The sequence below is a fragment of the Mesorhizobium sp. CO1-1-8 genome (assembly GCF_020164875.1).
In the GTDB taxonomy this organism is placed as follows: domain Bacteria; phylum Pseudomonadota; class Alphaproteobacteria; order Rhizobiales; family Rhizobiaceae; genus Mesorhizobium.
In genome coordinates this window covers 17,741-33,251 of record NZ_JAIUGZ010000012.1, presented here as the reverse complement: position 1 = coordinate 33,251, position 15,511 = coordinate 17,741, and the positions used below count along the sequence as shown (strand labels likewise).

Here is a 15,511-nt window from a genome sequence, read left to right as displayed (position 1 = left end):
CCGGGAACCGGGCAAACCCACAGAGAGGAACCAACCATGCGCATGCCTGACTTGACTGCTCTGCTGACGGCGACCGCCGTCTTTACCTCCGCACTCGCATTCGCCGCCAAGGCCGACGAAGTGCATGTGCTCAACTGGAAGGGCTACGGCGCCGACGAGCCGTGGGCCGTCGAGGCTTTCGAAAAGGCGACCGGCAACAAGGTCATCAACGACTTCTTCAATTCCGAACAGGAAATGCTGACCAAGATCCGGACCAATCCCGGCCTCTACGACGTGGTCATGATCAACGCCGCCTTCAACGACCAGGCGATGGACGGCAAGCTGATCCAGCCGATCGACGTCTCCAAGTTGCCGAACTACGCCGATATCAGCAAGGACAAGGCGGGATCGCCGATGCTCATCCACGACGGCAAGGTCTACGGCGTGCCGTGGGTATGGGGCCTCACCGCACTCGCCATCAACGACAAATCCTTCGACAAGCCGCCGACGAGCATTGCCGAAATGTGGGATGCCGCCCACAAGGGCCGCGTCGTCATTCGCGACGATGCCGTCGAAGCGGTGCAGTTCGGCGCCATCGCCACCGGCCAGAACATCAACGACATCAAGGATATGGATGCGGTCAAGGCGAAGCTGACCTCGCTGATGCCGCAGATCAAGACCTTTTGGAGCTCGGAGAACGACTGGAACCAGATGGTCGCCTCCAACCAGATCGACATCGGCACCTACTGGAGCGGCTCGGCCGATCGCGCCAAGACGCATTTCAAGCTACCGGTCTCGCTGGTCGTGCCGCAGGAGGGCGCCGTCGCCTGGCTCGACGCGTTTTCCATTCCGGTCGGCGCCAAGAACGTCGCCGGTGCCGAGGCCTTCATCAACTACATGATCGACCCGAAATTCTACGTCGAATGGGTCACCAAGGTCGGCGCTCCCGTCTCCGCCAACACCAAGGCGGTGGAAGCGCTGCCCGAGGATGCCTTCAACCGCAAGGTCATGGGCGACCCCGAAGTGGCCAAGCGCATCCAGTTCCAGGCGCCGATCACCGATGCGCAGCGCGAAGCCTATCTGGCGCTGTGGCAGCAGTTGAAGGTGGACGTGAAATAGAGCCGACATCCGGACCAGCCGGCGGTTCGCGCCGGCTGGTTCCTTCAATTCTGGGGAGGAGGGTTTCATGGCAGCTGCGACAGCGTCGCGAAGCGGGCTGAGATCGGCATTGCCGCTGCTGGCGCCAGCCTATCTCTGGCTGACGGTGGCGATCTTCCTGCCGCTGTCGGCCATGGTCTTTTTCTCGTTCATGACCGAGCTGCCGCTGTCGGGAAAGCCGTGGGCATTCACCCTTGGCAACTATGCCACCTTCTTTTCGCAAAGCCTCTATCTGACGCTGCTGCTGGCCTCGCTGCGCCTCGGTCTCGAGGTGACGCTGTGGTGCATCGTCATCGGCTATCCCGCCGCTTACGTGCTCGCCAAGGTGCTGAAGGGGCGCAGCCGCGAGGCGATCTTCCTGCTTGTCATCCTGCCGTTCTGGTCGAACGGGTTGGTACGTATCTTCTCCTGGGCCATGGTGCTGCGCGAGGGCGGCATTCTCGACACTGCGCTCAACGCCGTGCTGCCGTTCAAGATCAACATCGACCTGATGTACTCTTATCCGGCCGTCATTATCGGGCTGGTGCACTCCTATGTGCCTTACATGGTGCTGACCTGTTATCTCACGCTGCAGGCTATCGACGACTCGCTGATCGAGGCCGGGCGCTCGCTTGGCGCTTCACGGTTGCAGGTGCTGAAGCGGGTGATCATCCCGCTGTCGATGCCCGGACTGGTCGCGGGTGCGGCCCTGATCTTCGTGCCGGTCGTCGGCTCGTTCATGGAGCCGCGCATCCTCGGCGGCCGCACCGGCACCTTCTACGGCACGGTCATCGAGGACCAGTTCGTCGCCGTGTTCAACTGGCCGCTCGGTGCCGCTCTGTCCTTCATCCTGCTGGCGGTGGTGCTGGTCATCCTGGCGGTTGCCTCGCCGGTGCTGCGGAGGGCTGCGTGATGGCAACAACCCGCATCCTCGAATGGCTCGGCCGCCTCTACATCTGGCTGCTGCTCGCCTTTCTCTATCTGCCGATCATCATCATGGCGCTGATGTCGTTCAACGTCTCGCCCTTCTACCAATTGCCGTTCGAATGGACGACCGAATGGTACGCCTCGCTGTGGCAGAACAACCAATTGATCTCGGCCACCTGGAACAGCGTCGAGATCGCGGTCATCACCACCGTCATCTGCGTCGTGCTCGGGTCGGCGGCATCATTGGCGCTCTATCGCTATGAATTTCGCGGCAAGAAGTTCCTGCAGGCGCTGCTGTTTCCGCCAATTGCCATACCGTGGCTGATCACCGGCACGGCGATGCTGATCTTCTTCTTCGGCGTCGGCATCGGCCGCGGCCTGCATGCAATTCTGCTCGGCCATGTCGCATTGGCGCTGCCCTATGTCATCGTCGTCGTCTCGGCCCGGCTGCAGACCTTCGCGCCGGAGTTGGAAGAGGCGGCCCGCTCGCTCGGTGCCAACCAGTGGCAGGTGACGAGGCGTGTCACGCTGCCCTGGATCATGCCCGGCGTCATCGCCGGCGGGTTGTTTGCCTTCGCCGTCTCGTTTGACCAGTTCGTGGTCTCCTATTTCCTGGCGACGCCGGGGCAGACGACGCTGCCGGTCGAAATCTATGCCGCGATCCGCAAAGGGTTCACGCCCGAGATCAATGCGGTCTCGACAATCATCATTGTCGTGTCGATGGCGCTGATGCTGCTCACGGCGCGTTTCTTCAAATTCGGCGGAGAGAAATAGTGGCCGGCGTGCAGGTATCTGATGTCTCGCGCAGCTTTGGCGCGCACAAGGCGCTGGACAATGTCTCCATCGACTTCGCCGATGGCGGCTTCTATGCGCTGCTAGGGCCATCGGGCAGCGGCAAGACCACACTGCTCAGGCAGATCGCCGGGTTCGATTTTCCAGATTCCGGCCGCATCACCATCGGTGGCGAGAGCGTCGAGCGGGTGCCGGTCGAAAAACGGCGCATCGGCATGGTGTTCCAGAACTATGCGCTGTTTCCCAATATGAGCGTCGCCGACAATGTCGCCTTCGGCCTGTCGGTGCGCGGCGAGGCCAAGGCGGTGATTGCGACGGAGGTGCAGCGCGCGCTCGATCTGGTGCAGCTTGGTAAGCTTGGTGGGCGCCGGCCGCACCAACTCTCCGGCGGGCAGCGACAGCGTGTGGCTCTCGCCCGCGCCATCGTCACCAAGCCGCGCGTGCTGTTGCTCGACGAGCCGCTCGGCGCGCTCGACAAGGCGCTGCGCGTCGATATGCAGATCGAGCTCAAGCGCATCCAGCGCGAGATCGGCATCACGACCATCTTCGTCACCCACGACCAGGAAGAGGCGCTGACGATGAGCGACCGCATCGGCATACTGCGCGACGGCAGGCTAGTGCAGGAAGGACCACCGGAGGAGATCTACGACCGGCCTAAAAGCGAATTCGCCGCCACCTTCCTCGGCGACGCCAACATTTTTCGCGGCGACACCACAGGCGATGGCATCAGGCTTGCGGACGGAACGGCGATTGCCGCGGGCGCCGGGCCCAAGCTTGCCGCCGGCGCCAAGGCGTGCTGCGCCGTGCGACCCGAACGCATCCGCATCGCCACGGATGCCGAGGCTTCGGATGGCACCGCCAACATGCTCAAGGGGCAGGTCTCCAAGCGCATCTTCGCCGGCAACAACAGCACCTATTTCGTCGAGCGTGGCGGCCAGACGCTGAAGGTGATTGTGCAGAATACCGGTGCAGACAGACTGGCTGAGGGCCAGGAGGTGGTGCTGCGCTGGTCGCCGGAAAGCACGGTGTTGATCGCGGTAAACTGATCCTCGCTGGGTCTTGCCAGACTGTTCACAATCAGGGACAGCATAACTGGGCACAAGCCCGGAGCATACCGATGACCCTGGAACTGACCGCACAGGACCGATCCATGCTCGACGGCGAGCAAGGCCCATCCGCAGCCGCTGCCATGAAAATCCTGGTCGCCTTTTCCAACTCGATCGGCGCGCGCGGCCTCCTCGACATCACGGGCGCCCATATCGACGGCTGCCTCTACCACGGCAAGGCGGGGCTCGATTTCGTCGAGCGGCTGGTCGAAGGCGGCGGCCGTGTCCAAGTGCCGACGACATTGAATGTCGGCTCGTTCGACCTCATCCATCCCGGCATGGTGAAGATGCCGGCGGCGGAAGAGGTGCCGGCGCGGCGGCTGATGAAGGCGCATCTGGAGCTTGGCTGCCAGGCGACCTTCACTTGCGCGCCCTACCAGACGCGATTTCGCCCGAGTTTCGGCGAGCAGATCGCCTGGGGCGAATCCAACGCCATCGTCTTTGCCAATTCGGTGATCGGCGCGCGCACCAACCGCTATGGCGATTTCATCGATCTGTGCTGCGCCATGACTGGGCGCGCGCCGGCCTGGGGTCTGCATCTGAGCGAGAACCGGCGCGGGCGGATCCTGTTTGAGCTGGATGTTCAGGACGGCGAGCCGAGCGACAGCCTTTTCGTCGGCGTCGGGCTATTCATCGGGCAGGCGAGTGGCGACCGCGTTCCGGTGATTGCCGGCCTGCCGCGGCCGCGCGACGAGGACCAGCTGAAGGCGCTGGGAGCGGCGGCGGCAACGACCGGTGCGGTGGCGCTGTTCCATGCGGTCGGCATCACGCCGGAAGCGATGGCGCTCGATGAGGCATTCCAGGGCCATGTGCCTGACGAGACGATCCGCATCACCCGCGCCGATATCGACCATGCGCTGGCCAGGCTGTCGAGCGTGCCGGATGGCGCGCCGCTGGCGGCCGTGTCGCTCGGCACGCCGCATTTTTCGCATGCCGAATGGATGCGACTGTTGCCGTTGCTGCGCGACGCAGCACCCGGAAGGCGCATCCCGATCTACGTCAACACCGGGCGCGCGACGCTGACGCGGCTGCAGGAGGAGGGCGCGCTTGATGGCATGGAGGCGTTCGGCCTGATTCCGGTCGCCGACACCTGCACCTATGTCACTGCGATTCTCGAGCGTCTCGACGGCGCGGTGATGACCAATTCCGGCAAATGGGCGCATTACGCGCCGGGCAATATCGGCGTGTCCGTCGCCTTCGCTGAGATGGAGGACTGCATCCGCTCCGCTGCGGTCGGGCATGTCGTGCGGAGCGCCTCATGACGCGACCGGTGGAACGAACCGGCACCTTTCAACTGACCGGTGAGGCCGATGGCCTGGCTTTGGTGTTTTCGCAACCGCTCAGCTTCTGGGGCGGTATCGATGCCGAGACCGGCGAGATCACAGACCATTCGCATCCCGGCCTCGGCCAGAATGTCGCCGGCAAGATACTGGTCATGCCGAGCGGGCGCGGCTCATCGTCTTCATCCTCGGTGCTGGCCGAGGCGATCCGCAGGGGAACCGCGCCAGCCGGGATCCTTCTGGAGCGGCCGGACCCGATCCTGGCGGTGGGCGCCATCGTTGCCGAATTTCTTTATGACATCCGCATGCCGTTGGTGGTGTGCGATGTCGCCGGCATCGCCTCTGGCGATAGGATCATGATTGGTGTTGGTGAGGACGGCGCTGCGACCATCGACGTTAAGCCAGCCATCAATCCCGCAGAGCGACGCCGCCAGTAATTGGCGAAACGGCTCAGATTCTCGCCGGCGAGGCGGATGCGGCACATATGTGGGGTAGGGTCGCGAACATCCGTCACCATCATCTCACGGAACCGGGCGAGGCTGGTCTTGGCGAGATCGCCGGTCCAGACAATCTCGGGATGCCGGACATAGACCTGGACCGCGGTGGCGAGCAGGTCCTTGATGCGGGCGAGCCAGTCGCGGTCGATGGCATTGGCGGCGCTGGAGGTTCTGTCCGACGGCGAGGCGCGGGTGCTGTTCGACACCAGCACCCATCCGGAATGGAACGTACCGAACGTCATCTCGGTCAATGACGCCTCCGCGGCGAAATATCCCGATCTGGTCAAGCGGCTGCTCAAGGTCGATATCGAGATTTCGCGTTGGGCCGACGCCCATCCGGACGAGACGATCAAGACCTTTGTCAAGGCGACCAAGTCGTCGGAAAAATCCGTCCGCAAGACCTATGCCGACGGCGTGTTCCACCAGGATCCGAAACTCACGGACGACGCGGTCGCCGCCTTTGCAGGGCGAGGAGAAATTCATGGCCAGCGCTGGGCTCCTGAAGGGCTCGATCGACTATGGCAAATGGCTCGACAAGAGCTTTGTCGATGGCGCTGCGGCTGAAGTCGCTGCCGTCCAATAGATCAGAAGCATCGAGCGGGGCGGGCGCTTTACCGCGCTGCCCCGCTCGTCTGGTCCGTCAAATCTCCGGGATGTTCTCCTTGAAGATCACCTGCAGCCTGGGCTGGTGCAGTTCATAGGGCAATCCCCGGACCGCATGGGTCAAGGTGTTGAGTGCCTCACGGGCCTCGACGCGCGGGTTCTGGTCGATGACGGCGTCGAGCGTGCCGTCGAGCAGAAGATCCTTGGTGCCGTCCGTCACCTCGTGGCCGAGGAAGACCATGGATTGGGCGCGGCCGCGCTCCTTGAGCGCGCGGGCGATGCCGGTGTTGCCGGCGCCGACATTGTAGATCGCGGCAAGGTCGGGGTGCCGCTCCAGCAGGGCGGATGCCTCCGAATAAGCCTTCTCGCGGTCGTCGAGCATTTCGCGCATCTCGACGATCTGCAGATTGGGGGATTCCTCCGCCAGGATATGGCGGAACCCCATCTCGCGCTCTTCGTGACCGCGATAGGACAGCGAGCCGGCGAACAGCGCCACCTTGCCCGGACGCCCCGATCCCATGAAGCGGTTGAGCAGATAGCCGGCCAGCCGCCCGGCGGCGCGGTTGTCGATGCCGATATAGGCGACCCTGGGCACATGCAGGATGTCGGACGCGATGGTCACCACCTTGATGTCGTTGGCCGATAGGGAGCGGATCGCTTCGCGCACCGTCGGATGGTCGAGGGCGATGACGCCGACACCTTGCGTCTGTCCGCGCAGATCCTGCAGCAGGCGGGCGAGACCGTCAGGGTTGAACCCTTCGATGGTGGCAATGTGGACATCGAGGTCTGGCCGTGACTGCGCCTGGGCCTCGATCTGGCGGTGCAGCATCTTGATGAAGGAATTGGTGCCGGCGGGCAGCGCGAAGTCTAGCCGGATGACATCGCCCGGCAAGGGCCGCGGCGGCGCCCCGTTCGGGCTTTCGGCGATGTAGCCAAGCCGCTGCGCCATTTCGAGCACGATTTCACGCGTGCGGGCCCGCACGCCGGGGCGGTTGTTGAGCACTCGGTCGACCGTTGCGGCCGAGACACCGGCTTCCCGGGCTATGTCAGTCAGGGTGGACCGCACCGTCTTTCATCTCCTGCATGCGTCGGGTCGGCTGGCGACGGCTTCCCCGCCATCGGCGATTCTGATGGGAAATGATGTATCCGCCCTTGGCCGATGTGCAAGCCGCCGCGCTAAATCAAATGATCCGGCCGGGCTGCGCAGGGTTGGGGAGAGGCGGTTTCCATCAAATCGAGGCATCAGGAGTACGGTATGGATCCCGGTTTTGCACATTTCTCCGCCCTGCTTGCAATATTGTGAGGTGTTTTGATTATTTATGATGTTGACAGCCTTGCCACGCTGCCGTCAATATCCCTCATGAGGGTCGTGGAGGAAACGTGGCCCGGAGGGAGGAGTTTCAATGTCTGACTTGATCCGCATCTCGCGGCGCCGGCTGCTGGCATCCGGAGGAAAGGCGGCTGTGATCATGGCCGCCGCTGGTATCGCACCCCAATTCATTCGTCCCGGCCGTGCCTATGCGGCCGACGCGCTGGCGCCCGGCATGATCGGCGGCCCGACGGGGTTCGATGGAGCCGAGCGCTACCAGTATGGCGCCGACACGCCGGAAGGCCGTGCCATCGAGGCAGCCAAGGCGCTGAAGGGCGCCGGCAAGGCGCCGGCCAAGATCGTGCTCGGCCTGTCCGACGGCTCGATCGGCCAGCTCACGCAGCCGTTCCCGGCCGGTGCGCCGTCGATCAAGGAGCTGTGGGAAAAGGAAACCGGAATCGCGATCGAAATCGTCGGTCTGCCGAACGGCCAGGAATTCACCAAGACGATGCAGGACATCTCCACCAAGGGTGGGGCCTACGACATCTACTCGACCGAATGGAACCGCCTCGGCGACCTCGCCGAAACCGGCGGCATCGCCAAGCTCGACGACTTCGTCGCGCAGCATAAGCCCGAGTGGGACGACCCCACGACCGGTTATGTCAACGGCGCCAAGGGCGTGTCGCTGCTCAACAAATACCGCGGCTCGAACTATGGCGTCTCGCTGGATGGCGACTTCCAGACCTGGGTCTATCGCACCGATCTGTTTGGTGACGAAGCCGAGAAGAAGGCCTTCAAGGACAAATACGGCTACGATCTGGCGCCGCCGAAGACCTGGAAGCAGCATGGCGACATCGCCGCCTTCTTCCAGCGCCCGGACAAGGGGCTGTTCGGCTCGACCGACCTGCGCAACCAGGGCTGGGGCTACACCAACTGGTACCAGCGCTATGTCTCGATGGCTTCGCCCAACCAGTTCCTGTTTGGCGATGACGGCAAGCCGATGATCAATTCAGAGCAAGGCATTGCCGCCACCAACGAATATGTCGCTTCGCTCGCGCATCATTCGCCGGATGCGATCTCCTGGGGCTGGCCGGAGCAATACGGCAACTTTGCCAAGGGTGGTGCGGCGATGACCTGCGCCTTCTCCAACCTGCCGAAGTTCCTCGACAATGCCGGCAACAAGGATTCAGCCGTCACCGGCAAGATCGGCTCGATGCTGCCGCCCGGCCGCGAGATCGACGGCAAGCTGATCAGCCGTTCTGTGCTGTGGTTCTCGCTGACCGGCATGGTTTCGTCACAGTCGAAGAACCAGGAGGTCGCCTATCTCCTGCTGCAATGGCTGGGCTCGGCCCGCATTTACGCCTGGATGAGCGCCAACCCCGGCGGTTATCTGGACCCGTTCCGGCTGTCGGATTTCTCCGATCCGCTGGTGCGCCAGACCTATCATGCCTACCACATGGACGTGGTGCGCGAGACGGTCGCCCGCACGGTGCCGACCATCAACTATCCCGGCGCGACGGCCTTCCACAATGCGCTCGACGAGAACCTGATGGCGGCGCTGACCAAGGCCAAGACATCAGAGCAGGCGATGGCCGATACCGAGGCAGAGTGGAAAAAGATCGCGCGGCGTACCGGCGAGGACAAACTGCTCGAAGCCATCAAGACCAACAAGGAGGCCTGGCCGACAGTTCTCGATCCAATCGTCTGATCCTTCTCCCTGGATCATATCGAAGGAGGGGAGGAGCTTGCTTCTCCCCTCCGCCCACAACGCCACCAGCAAAGCCGCCAGATGAAGCGTTCCGTTCCTTTCCTGATATTCCGCTATGCCGCGATCTTCGTGGCCATGGGGGTGACGCTGGTGCCAATCCTGTGGATGGTGTCGATGGCCTTCAAGCCGATCGCCGAATGGTCGGCGACCGGCGCCGAACTGACTTGGTGGCCGAAGAACCCGACGCTCAGCAATTTTCGTTTCGTCTTCGGCGAGTCGACCAACAATTTGATCGTCGCGCTCGACCGTAACGCGCTGAAGCCGATCCTCGCATCACTGCTGTCGGCGGTTTTTGGCACGGTGATCGCCATATCGGCGGGCACTGCCGCGGCTTATGGGCTGTCGCGTTTCGGCTCCGGCCAGAACCTGCCGCTGGCGCTGATCCAGCTCAGGATCTTTCCGCCGATGGCGGTCATGATCCCGGTGATGGTCATGTGGGCTTTCCTCAATTTCACCGATAGCTGGTGGGGTCTGGCGCTGATCTACGGCATCGTCACCTTGCCGTTCGCCTTCTGGCTGATGAAGACCTTCTTCGACGACATGCCGCGCGAGATCGAGGAGGCAGCGCTTGTCGAAGGCTGTTCGCGGCTGCGCGTCTTCACCCGCATCACGCTGCCGATGATGCGCGCGCCGCTGGCCAGTGCCGCGCTCTTCGTCTTCATCCTCAACTGGTCGGACTATCTGATCGCGCTGCTTCTGACGACGCGCGAATGGGTGACCATCCCGGTCTACATGGCCTCTCTGTCCTCCTCGATGACCGGGCAGCTCTATGGCGCCAAGGCGGCGCTTGGGCTGATCGCGGCCGTGCCGCCGGTCATCATGGGCATCGCCATACAACGCCATCTGGTGCGCGGGTTGACGTTCGGGGCGCTCAAGCAATGAGCGCGGTGACTGTCATGACTTCCAAGGATGAGATGAAAGCCGTCAGAGCAAAGTCGGTTTCGCGCGATGAGGGCGCAAGGCTGGGTTTCCGGCTGACGCTGCCTGCGCAGATCCTGGTGCTGTTCATCTCGGCCTTCCCGCTGTTGATGCAGCTCTACATCAGCGTCACCGACTGGTCGCCCCTGTCGGGCACCGGCTGGTGGAACGCATGGTCGATGTGGAACAGCTTTGCCAACTACACCGATCTCGCCGCCGACGCGCGCTTCTGGAGCGCGCTGAAGCGCACGGCCATCGTCATGATCGTCTGCGTGCCGGCGGAGTTCCTGCTTGGGCTGGCGCTGGCGACACTGTTTGCCGACGATTTCCCGGGCAAGCGCGTCTTCTATTCGATCCTGCTGATGCCGATGATGGTGGTGCCTGCGGTGGCCGGCTACATGTTTTTCATGCTGTTCCAGTCGGGCGGCCCGGTGAACGACATCTTGTCGTCGCTGACCGGCTCACCCGTCACCATCGCCTGGCTGTCGGATCCGACGCTGGCGCTGATCGCGGTGATGGTCGCCGACATCTGGCAGTGGACGCCGTTGATGTTCCTCATCCTGCTTGCCGGCCTGGTCGGCGTGCCGGAGGACCAGATCAAGGCGGCGACGCTGCTCGGCGCCAATCCGTGGCAGCGCTTCGTCACCATCGTGCTGCCGAAGATGAAGACGATCATCATCATCGCGCTGGCGATCCGGGTGATCGAGAACTTCAAGATATTCGACACGCTCTACATCATGACCGGCGGCGGTCCAGGCGTCGCCACCGAAACCATCTCGGTCTACATCTACAAGCTCACCACGCAGGACCTGATCTGGGGCTATGTGGCGGCGATCGCGCTGGCCATTTTGGTCGTGCTGTCGATCGTCGCTGTGTTTGCCATGAAGCGCATGGCGCGGGCACGCGAGGTACCGACATGAGCGCCATTCACCTGCAAAACCTGGTCAAGAAATTCGGCGACTTCACCGCGCTGAAGACCATGGATTTGGCAATATCAGATGGCGAGTTCATGGCGCTGCTCGGCCCGTCGGGCTGCGGCAAGTCGACGACGATGAACATGATCGCCGGCATGGAAGAACCAACCGGCGGCAAGATCCTGTTTGGTGAGCGCGACATGGCCGGCGTGCCGATGGGCCGGCGCGGCGTCGGCTTCGTCTTCCAGAACTACGCCATCTTCACGCATATGACGGTGCGCCAGAACCTTGCCTATGGACCGAAAATGCGAGGGGCTGCCAAAGCCGAGATCGACCGCCGTGTCGGCGCCATCGCCGAGATGCTGCAGCTGGGCCCGCTGCTCGATCGCAAGGCCGACCGGCTGTCGGTCAACATCTTGCAGCGGGTGGCGATCGGCCGCTCGGCGATCATGGAGCCGGCGATCTTCCTGCTCGACGAGCCGCTCTCCAATGTCGACGCCGCTTTCCGGGCCGTCATGCGCACCGAACTGAAGCAGCTGCAGCGGCAGTTCCGCCAGACCATGGTCTATGTCACCCACGACCAGCTCGAGGCGATGACCATGGCCGACCGCATCGCGGTCATGGACCATGGCGTGCTGCAGCAGGTCGGCACGCCGCTCGAGGTCTACAACGATCCGGCCAATGTCTTCGTCGCCCGATTTATCGGCGCGCCGGGCATGAACCTGCTCAAGGGCAGGCCGGCGGAAAGCGACCGCGGACTGGTCGTCGATCTCGGACCGCTGGGTGTCACGCCGCCGCTGCCGGGCGAACTCGCAGCGGCCATGCGTGGTGCACGCGGCGAGGTGCTTTACGGATTCCGGCCTGAACAGGCGACGTTGGTGCAGAATGGGCAGGGCCTCGCAATGCCGGTGACCTTTGTCGAACGGATAGGTGCGCGCACCATCGTTCATCTCGGCCAGGGCGAGGCGGCTGTGAAAGCGGTGTTCGACAATGATGTTGGACTGGCTATCGGAGACACCGCTGTCATTGCTCCCACTACGTCGTCGGTGCGCGTCTTCGACGCCGCTACCGGCCTTGCGATGAAGGCAGGTTGAGATGGCCGATATCGTCTTCCGTAATGTGACCAAACGCTACGGCAATACACTCGCCGTCGACGACGCCTCGTTCACCGTCAACGACAATGAGTTCTTCTGCTTCTTCGGACCGCCGCTGTCGGGCAAGTCCACGATCCTGCGCCTGGTGCTCGGGCTGGAGACGCCGGACTCGGGAGAGATCCTGATCGGCGGCAGGCCGGTCAACGCGGTGTCGCCGGCCGAACGCAACGTGGCGATGGTGTTCCAGAACCTGGCGCTGTTTCCGCATATGAGCGCGCTCGACAATGTCCGCTTCCCCCTGGTCGAACGCCGGGTCGCCGAGGCCGAGATCACAAGGCGGGTCGCCGACGTCGCGGCGAAGCTGCATATCGGCCATATCCTGCACAAGCCGCCGGGACAGCTTTCGGGCGGGGAGCGGCAGCGTGTGGCGATCGCGCGGGCTCTGGTGCGCGATCCCAATGCCTATCTGATGGACGATCCGATCTCGGCGCTCGACGCCAGACTGCGCGAGGAAACGCGCGTCGAGTTGAAGCGCATCCAGCGCGAACTCGGTAAGACGCTGATCTACGTCACGCATGACCAGGAAGAGGCGATGTCGGTCGCCGACCGCATCGCCATCCTGGAGGACGGCAAGATCAGGCAGATCGGTGCGCCGGCAGAGATTTACGACCGCCCGGCCAGCACCTATGTGGCAAGGCTGCTTGGCTCGCCGATGATGAACATCCTCAGATCGGCACGCGGCGAGGGCGGTGTCGAAGCGGCTGAAGGCACGATCCGCATCGAAGACAAGGCAGCGCCCGCCGACGCCGTGGAGATCGGCCTGAGGCCGGAAGACATCAAGGTTAGACCGTGGGCGGATGGGGGCCCGGGCCGCCCGGCGCGAGTGTTCGAGGTCGAGCCGCTTGGCGGCTACACCGTGGTGACGCTCGCTGCCGGGCAGGCGCGGCTGAAGGCATTGCTGCGCGGCCAGCCTGACATCCGGCCGGATGCCATGGTGGCGATATCCTGTGAGCCGGCCAGAGTGCATTATTTCGAACAGAGCGGCGGAGCGTTGGCACGATGACGGCCGCCGCAAGGAAAGACTTTCGGGAGGATCAGATGGCACACAAGGGCTTCGAGCCGGACGTGAAGGTTCGCACGAAGGAATACAAGATCGGCTGCGTCGGCGCCGGCATGATCATGGCCGAGTGCCATCTGGCCGCCTACAAGGAAGCTGGATTCCCGGTGGTGGCAATCGCCTCGCGTACCAGGGCCAGCGCCGAGAAGGTGGCGACGCGCTGGAGCATCCCCACGGTCCACGACACGCCGGAAAAACTGATCGAGGACGAAAATGTCGAGATCATCGATCTTGCTTTCCCGCCCGACCTGCAGCCGGCGCTGATCCGCCACGCGCTGAAGCAGAAGCACATCAAGGCAATCCTGGCGCAGAAGCCGTTGGCCTTGTCGGTCGACGAAGCGGTCAAGCTGCGTGACGAGGCGGCCAAGGCCGGCAAGATCCTCTCGGTCAACCAGAACATGCGCTACGACCAGTCGATGCGCGTGCTGAAGCAGATCATGGACAGCGGCGCGCTGGGCGGCATCGTCTTCGCGCAGATCGACATGCACGCCATCCCGCACTGGCAGAGCTTCCTCGAGGATTATGACCGGCTGACGCTCGCCAATATGAGCGTGCATCATCTCGACGTGCTGCGCTTCCTGTTCGGCGACCCCTCTGAGATCACCACGCTGACACGCAAGGATCCGCGCACGACATTCGACCATTCCGACGGCATCACGGTATCGACGCTGCGCTTCCCGTCCGGTGTGCTTGCCGTGTCGCTGGAGGATGTCTGGTCCGGTCCGCGCCAGGACGGCTACAAGGACGACCAGCACATCAACTGGCGCGTTGACGGCACGAAGGGGGTCGCCAAGGGCACCATCGGCTGGCCGACTGGCGCTGCCTCGACGCTGACATATGCCTCGACCGAGACGACCGGTGGCGAATGGGTCAGCCCGAGCTGGGACACGATGTGGTTCCCGCATGCCTTTATCGGCGTGATGGAGCAGCTCCAGCATGCGGTGAAGACCGGCACGCCGCCGGCGCTGTCGGTCGCCGACAACGTCAAGACCATGGCGCTGGTCGAGGCGGGCTATCGCTCGATCGACGAGGGCCGCACGGTCAAGCTTTCCGAAATCGCTACCTGAACACCGCAACTGAAACACCAGACAACTGAATCGCTTACAGGGAGGAATTCACACCATGATGCAGGCAGGTATTTTCACGGGCTATTTCCCGTACGGCCTCGAAGAGACGGCGAAGAAAATTCGCGGCCACGGTTTCAACACCGTGCAGCTCGACCTTCATTTCAAGGATATCGACCTGTCGGCCGGCCAGATCACCAAGGACAAGGCCAAAAAAGTCCGCGACACGTTCCGTGCCCACGACCTGCCGATCTGCTGCATCTCGGGCTACACCAATGTCATTCATCCCGACCTCGCGCACCGCAAGGCGAATGTCGATCGGCTGAAGGAAATCATCCGCAACGCCCGCCAGCTCGGCAGTCCTTATGTGATCTCGGAGACCGGTACCTACAACACCGAGAGCGAGTGGATGAGCGATCCCAAGAACAAGTCCGAAGAGGGTTTTGAGATGTGCCGCAAGGTGATCTCCGAACTGGCGCAGGAAGCCTATGACCACGGTTCAATGTTCCTGCTCGAAACCTACGTCAACAATGTTGTCGGCTCGGTCGAGGAAACGGTGAGGATGTTCGCACAGGTCGACCATCCGGGCCTCGGCCTGCTGATGGATCCGACCAACTACTTCGAAAGCCACAACATCGACCAGATGGACAAGGTGCTGAACCAGGTGTTCGACACGCTGGCCGACAAGGTCAAAATCGCGCATGCCAAGGATGTCGCACGAGCCGGCGACGACAAGAGCGAGAAGCATGCCGACATCGGCGATGACGACGCGCTGGCCTCGCACACCTTCCGCGGCGTTGGCGAGATGGTCCTCAACGCGCCGGGCACCGGCTCGCTGAACTACGACCTCTATCTGCAGCGCCTGTCGCAGAAGAACCCGAACATCCCGGTGATCATCGAACACCTTTCGGAAGACGACGTGCCGAGGGCCAAGAAATTTCTCGACGACAAGTTCCGCGCCAACGGCCTCTGACGGGCTGTGCGCCGCCCTTTGCCGGCGGTGCAT

General features: G+C 63.0%; 15 protein-coding genes. 14 read left to right on the top strand and 1 reads right to left on the bottom strand.

From position 1 onward, the window contains the following. Positions 1-36 precede the first annotated feature (36 nt). The 7 genes from LB558_RS22320 to LB558_RS22290 all read left to right on the top strand — a co-directional run bounded on the left by LB558_RS22320 (position 37) and on the right by LB558_RS22290 (position 6,282). Positions 37-1,098, top strand: a complete 1,062-nt coding sequence (locus LB558_RS22320) for an ABC transporter substrate-binding protein (RefSeq protein WP_224699520.1) — start codon at positions 37-39, stop codon at positions 1,096-1,098. 67 nt (positions 1,099-1,165) lie between these two features. Then, on the top strand, positions 1,166-2,029 hold the full coding sequence (locus LB558_RS22315) for an ABC transporter permease (RefSeq protein WP_224699519.1): 864 nt from the start codon (positions 1,166-1,168) through the stop codon (positions 2,027-2,029). Next, the gene (locus LB558_RS22310) at positions 2,029-2,817 is read left to right on the top strand and encodes an ABC transporter permease (RefSeq protein WP_224699710.1); all 789 of its coding nucleotides are present in this window, start codon (positions 2,029-2,031) and stop codon (positions 2,815-2,817) included. Before LB558_RS22315 ends, LB558_RS22310 begins: the two co-directional genes overlap by 1 nt. After that, positions 2,817-3,881: an ABC transporter ATP-binding protein gene (locus LB558_RS22305; protein ID WP_224699518.1), complete on the top strand. Its 1,065-nt coding sequence runs from the start codon at positions 2,817-2,819 to the stop codon at positions 3,879-3,881. Before LB558_RS22310 ends, LB558_RS22305 begins: the two co-directional genes overlap by 1 nt. A gap of 71 nt (positions 3,882-3,952) precedes the next feature. Continuing rightward, positions 3,953-5,203 carry an aconitase X gene (locus LB558_RS22300; protein WP_224699517.1) on the top strand — a complete coding sequence of 417 codons (1,251 nt, stop codon included), beginning with the start codon at positions 3,953-3,955 and terminating at the stop codon, positions 5,201-5,203. After that, a complete protein-coding gene (locus LB558_RS22295; protein WP_224699516.1) occupies positions 5,200-5,658 on the top strand; it encodes an aconitase X swivel domain-containing protein in 459 nt (152 codons plus the stop codon). Before LB558_RS22300 ends, LB558_RS22295 begins: the two co-directional genes overlap by 4 nt. Before the next feature lie 183 nt (positions 5,659-5,841). Beyond that, a complete protein-coding gene (locus LB558_RS22290) occupies positions 5,842-6,282 on the top strand; it encodes a hypothetical protein (protein ID WP_224699515.1) in 441 nt (146 codons plus the stop codon). 76 nt (positions 6,283-6,358) lie between these two features. On the opposite strand, the gene LB558_RS22285 is transcribed toward LB558_RS22290, so the two are convergent. Continuing rightward, positions 6,359-7,387 carry a LacI family DNA-binding transcriptional regulator gene (locus tag LB558_RS22285; protein ID WP_224699514.1) on the bottom strand — a complete coding sequence of 343 codons (1,029 nt, stop codon included), beginning with the start codon at positions 7,385-7,387 and terminating at the stop codon, positions 6,359-6,361. Positions 7,388-7,724: 337 nt separating this feature from the next. Here LB558_RS22285 and LB558_RS22280 point away from each other — a divergent pair, with 337 nt between their 5' ends. The 7 genes from LB558_RS22280 to LB558_RS22250 all read left to right on the top strand — a co-directional run bounded on the left by LB558_RS22280 (position 7,725) and on the right by LB558_RS22250 (position 15,478). Next, the gene (locus LB558_RS22280) at positions 7,725-9,338 is read left to right on the top strand and encodes an extracellular solute-binding protein (RefSeq protein ID WP_224699513.1); all 1,614 of its coding nucleotides are present in this window, start codon (positions 7,725-7,727) and stop codon (positions 9,336-9,338) included. A gap of 81 nt (positions 9,339-9,419) precedes the next feature. Next, positions 9,420-10,280, top strand: coding sequence for a carbohydrate ABC transporter permease (locus tag LB558_RS22275; protein ID WP_224699512.1), 861 nt, complete (start codon positions 9,420-9,422; stop codon positions 10,278-10,280). Next, positions 10,277-11,236 (top strand): carbohydrate ABC transporter permease, encoded by a 960-nt coding sequence (locus tag LB558_RS22270; protein ID WP_224699511.1) that lies wholly within the window; start codon positions 10,277-10,279, stop codon positions 11,234-11,236. Before LB558_RS22275 ends, LB558_RS22270 begins: the two co-directional genes overlap by 4 nt. After that, a complete protein-coding gene (locus tag LB558_RS22265) occupies positions 11,233-12,324 on the top strand; it encodes an ABC transporter ATP-binding protein (RefSeq protein WP_224699510.1) in 1,092 nt (363 codons plus the stop codon). The genes LB558_RS22270 and LB558_RS22265 overlap by 4 nt, the downstream gene beginning before the upstream one ends. A 1-nt stretch (position 12,325) precedes the next feature. Further along, on the top strand, positions 12,326-13,387 hold the full coding sequence (locus LB558_RS22260) for an ABC transporter ATP-binding protein (protein ID WP_224699509.1): 1,062 nt from the start codon (positions 12,326-12,328) through the stop codon (positions 13,385-13,387). 35 nt (positions 13,388-13,422) lie between these two features. After that, on the top strand, positions 13,423-14,508 hold the full coding sequence (locus LB558_RS22255; protein ID WP_224699508.1) for a Gfo/Idh/MocA family protein: 1,086 nt from the start codon (positions 13,423-13,425) through the stop codon (positions 14,506-14,508). 55 nt (positions 14,509-14,563) lie between these two features. Beyond that, positions 14,564-15,478: a sugar phosphate isomerase/epimerase family protein gene (locus LB558_RS22250; RefSeq protein WP_127317901.1), complete on the top strand. Its 915-nt coding sequence runs from the start codon at positions 14,564-14,566 to the stop codon at positions 15,476-15,478. Positions 15,479-15,511 lie beyond the last annotated feature (33 nt).

Excerpts from the sequence above, each read along its gene's own strand:
- LB558_RS22320 (WP_224699520.1), top strand. The coding sequence starts at position 37 with ATGCGCATGCCTGACTTGACTGCTCTGCTGACGGCGACCGCCGTCTTT.
- LB558_RS22315 (WP_224699519.1), top strand. The coding sequence starts at position 1,166 with ATGGCAGCTGCGACAGCGTCGCGAAGCGGGCTGAGATCGGCATTGCCG.
- LB558_RS22310 (WP_224699710.1), top strand. The coding sequence starts at position 2,029 with ATGGCAACAACCCGCATCCTCGAATGGCTCGGCCGCCTCTACATCTGG.
- LB558_RS22300 (WP_224699517.1), top strand. The coding sequence starts at position 3,953 with ATGACCCTGGAACTGACCGCACAGGACCGATCCATGCTCGACGGCGAG.
- LB558_RS22295 (WP_224699516.1), top strand. The coding sequence starts at position 5,200 with ATGACGCGACCGGTGGAACGAACCGGCACCTTTCAACTGACCGGTGAG.
- LB558_RS22290 (WP_224699515.1), top strand. The coding sequence starts at position 5,842 with ATGCGGGCGAGCCAGTCGCGGTCGATGGCATTGGCGGCGCTGGAGGTT.
- LB558_RS22280 (WP_224699513.1), top strand. The coding sequence starts at position 7,725 with ATGTCTGACTTGATCCGCATCTCGCGGCGCCGGCTGCTGGCATCCGGA.
- LB558_RS22275 (WP_224699512.1), top strand. The coding sequence starts at position 9,420 with ATGAAGCGTTCCGTTCCTTTCCTGATATTCCGCTATGCCGCGATCTTC.
- LB558_RS22270 (WP_224699511.1), top strand. The coding sequence starts at position 10,277 with ATGAGCGCGGTGACTGTCATGACTTCCAAGGATGAGATGAAAGCCGTC.
- LB558_RS22265 (WP_224699510.1), top strand. The coding sequence starts at position 11,233 with ATGAGCGCCATTCACCTGCAAAACCTGGTCAAGAAATTCGGCGACTTC.
- LB558_RS22260 (WP_224699509.1), top strand. The coding sequence starts at position 12,326 with ATGGCCGATATCGTCTTCCGTAATGTGACCAAACGCTACGGCAATACA.
- LB558_RS22255 (WP_224699508.1), top strand. The coding sequence starts at position 13,423 with ATGGCACACAAGGGCTTCGAGCCGGACGTGAAGGTTCGCACGAAGGAA.
- LB558_RS22250 (WP_127317901.1), top strand. The coding sequence starts at position 14,564 with ATGATGCAGGCAGGTATTTTCACGGGCTATTTCCCGTACGGCCTCGAA.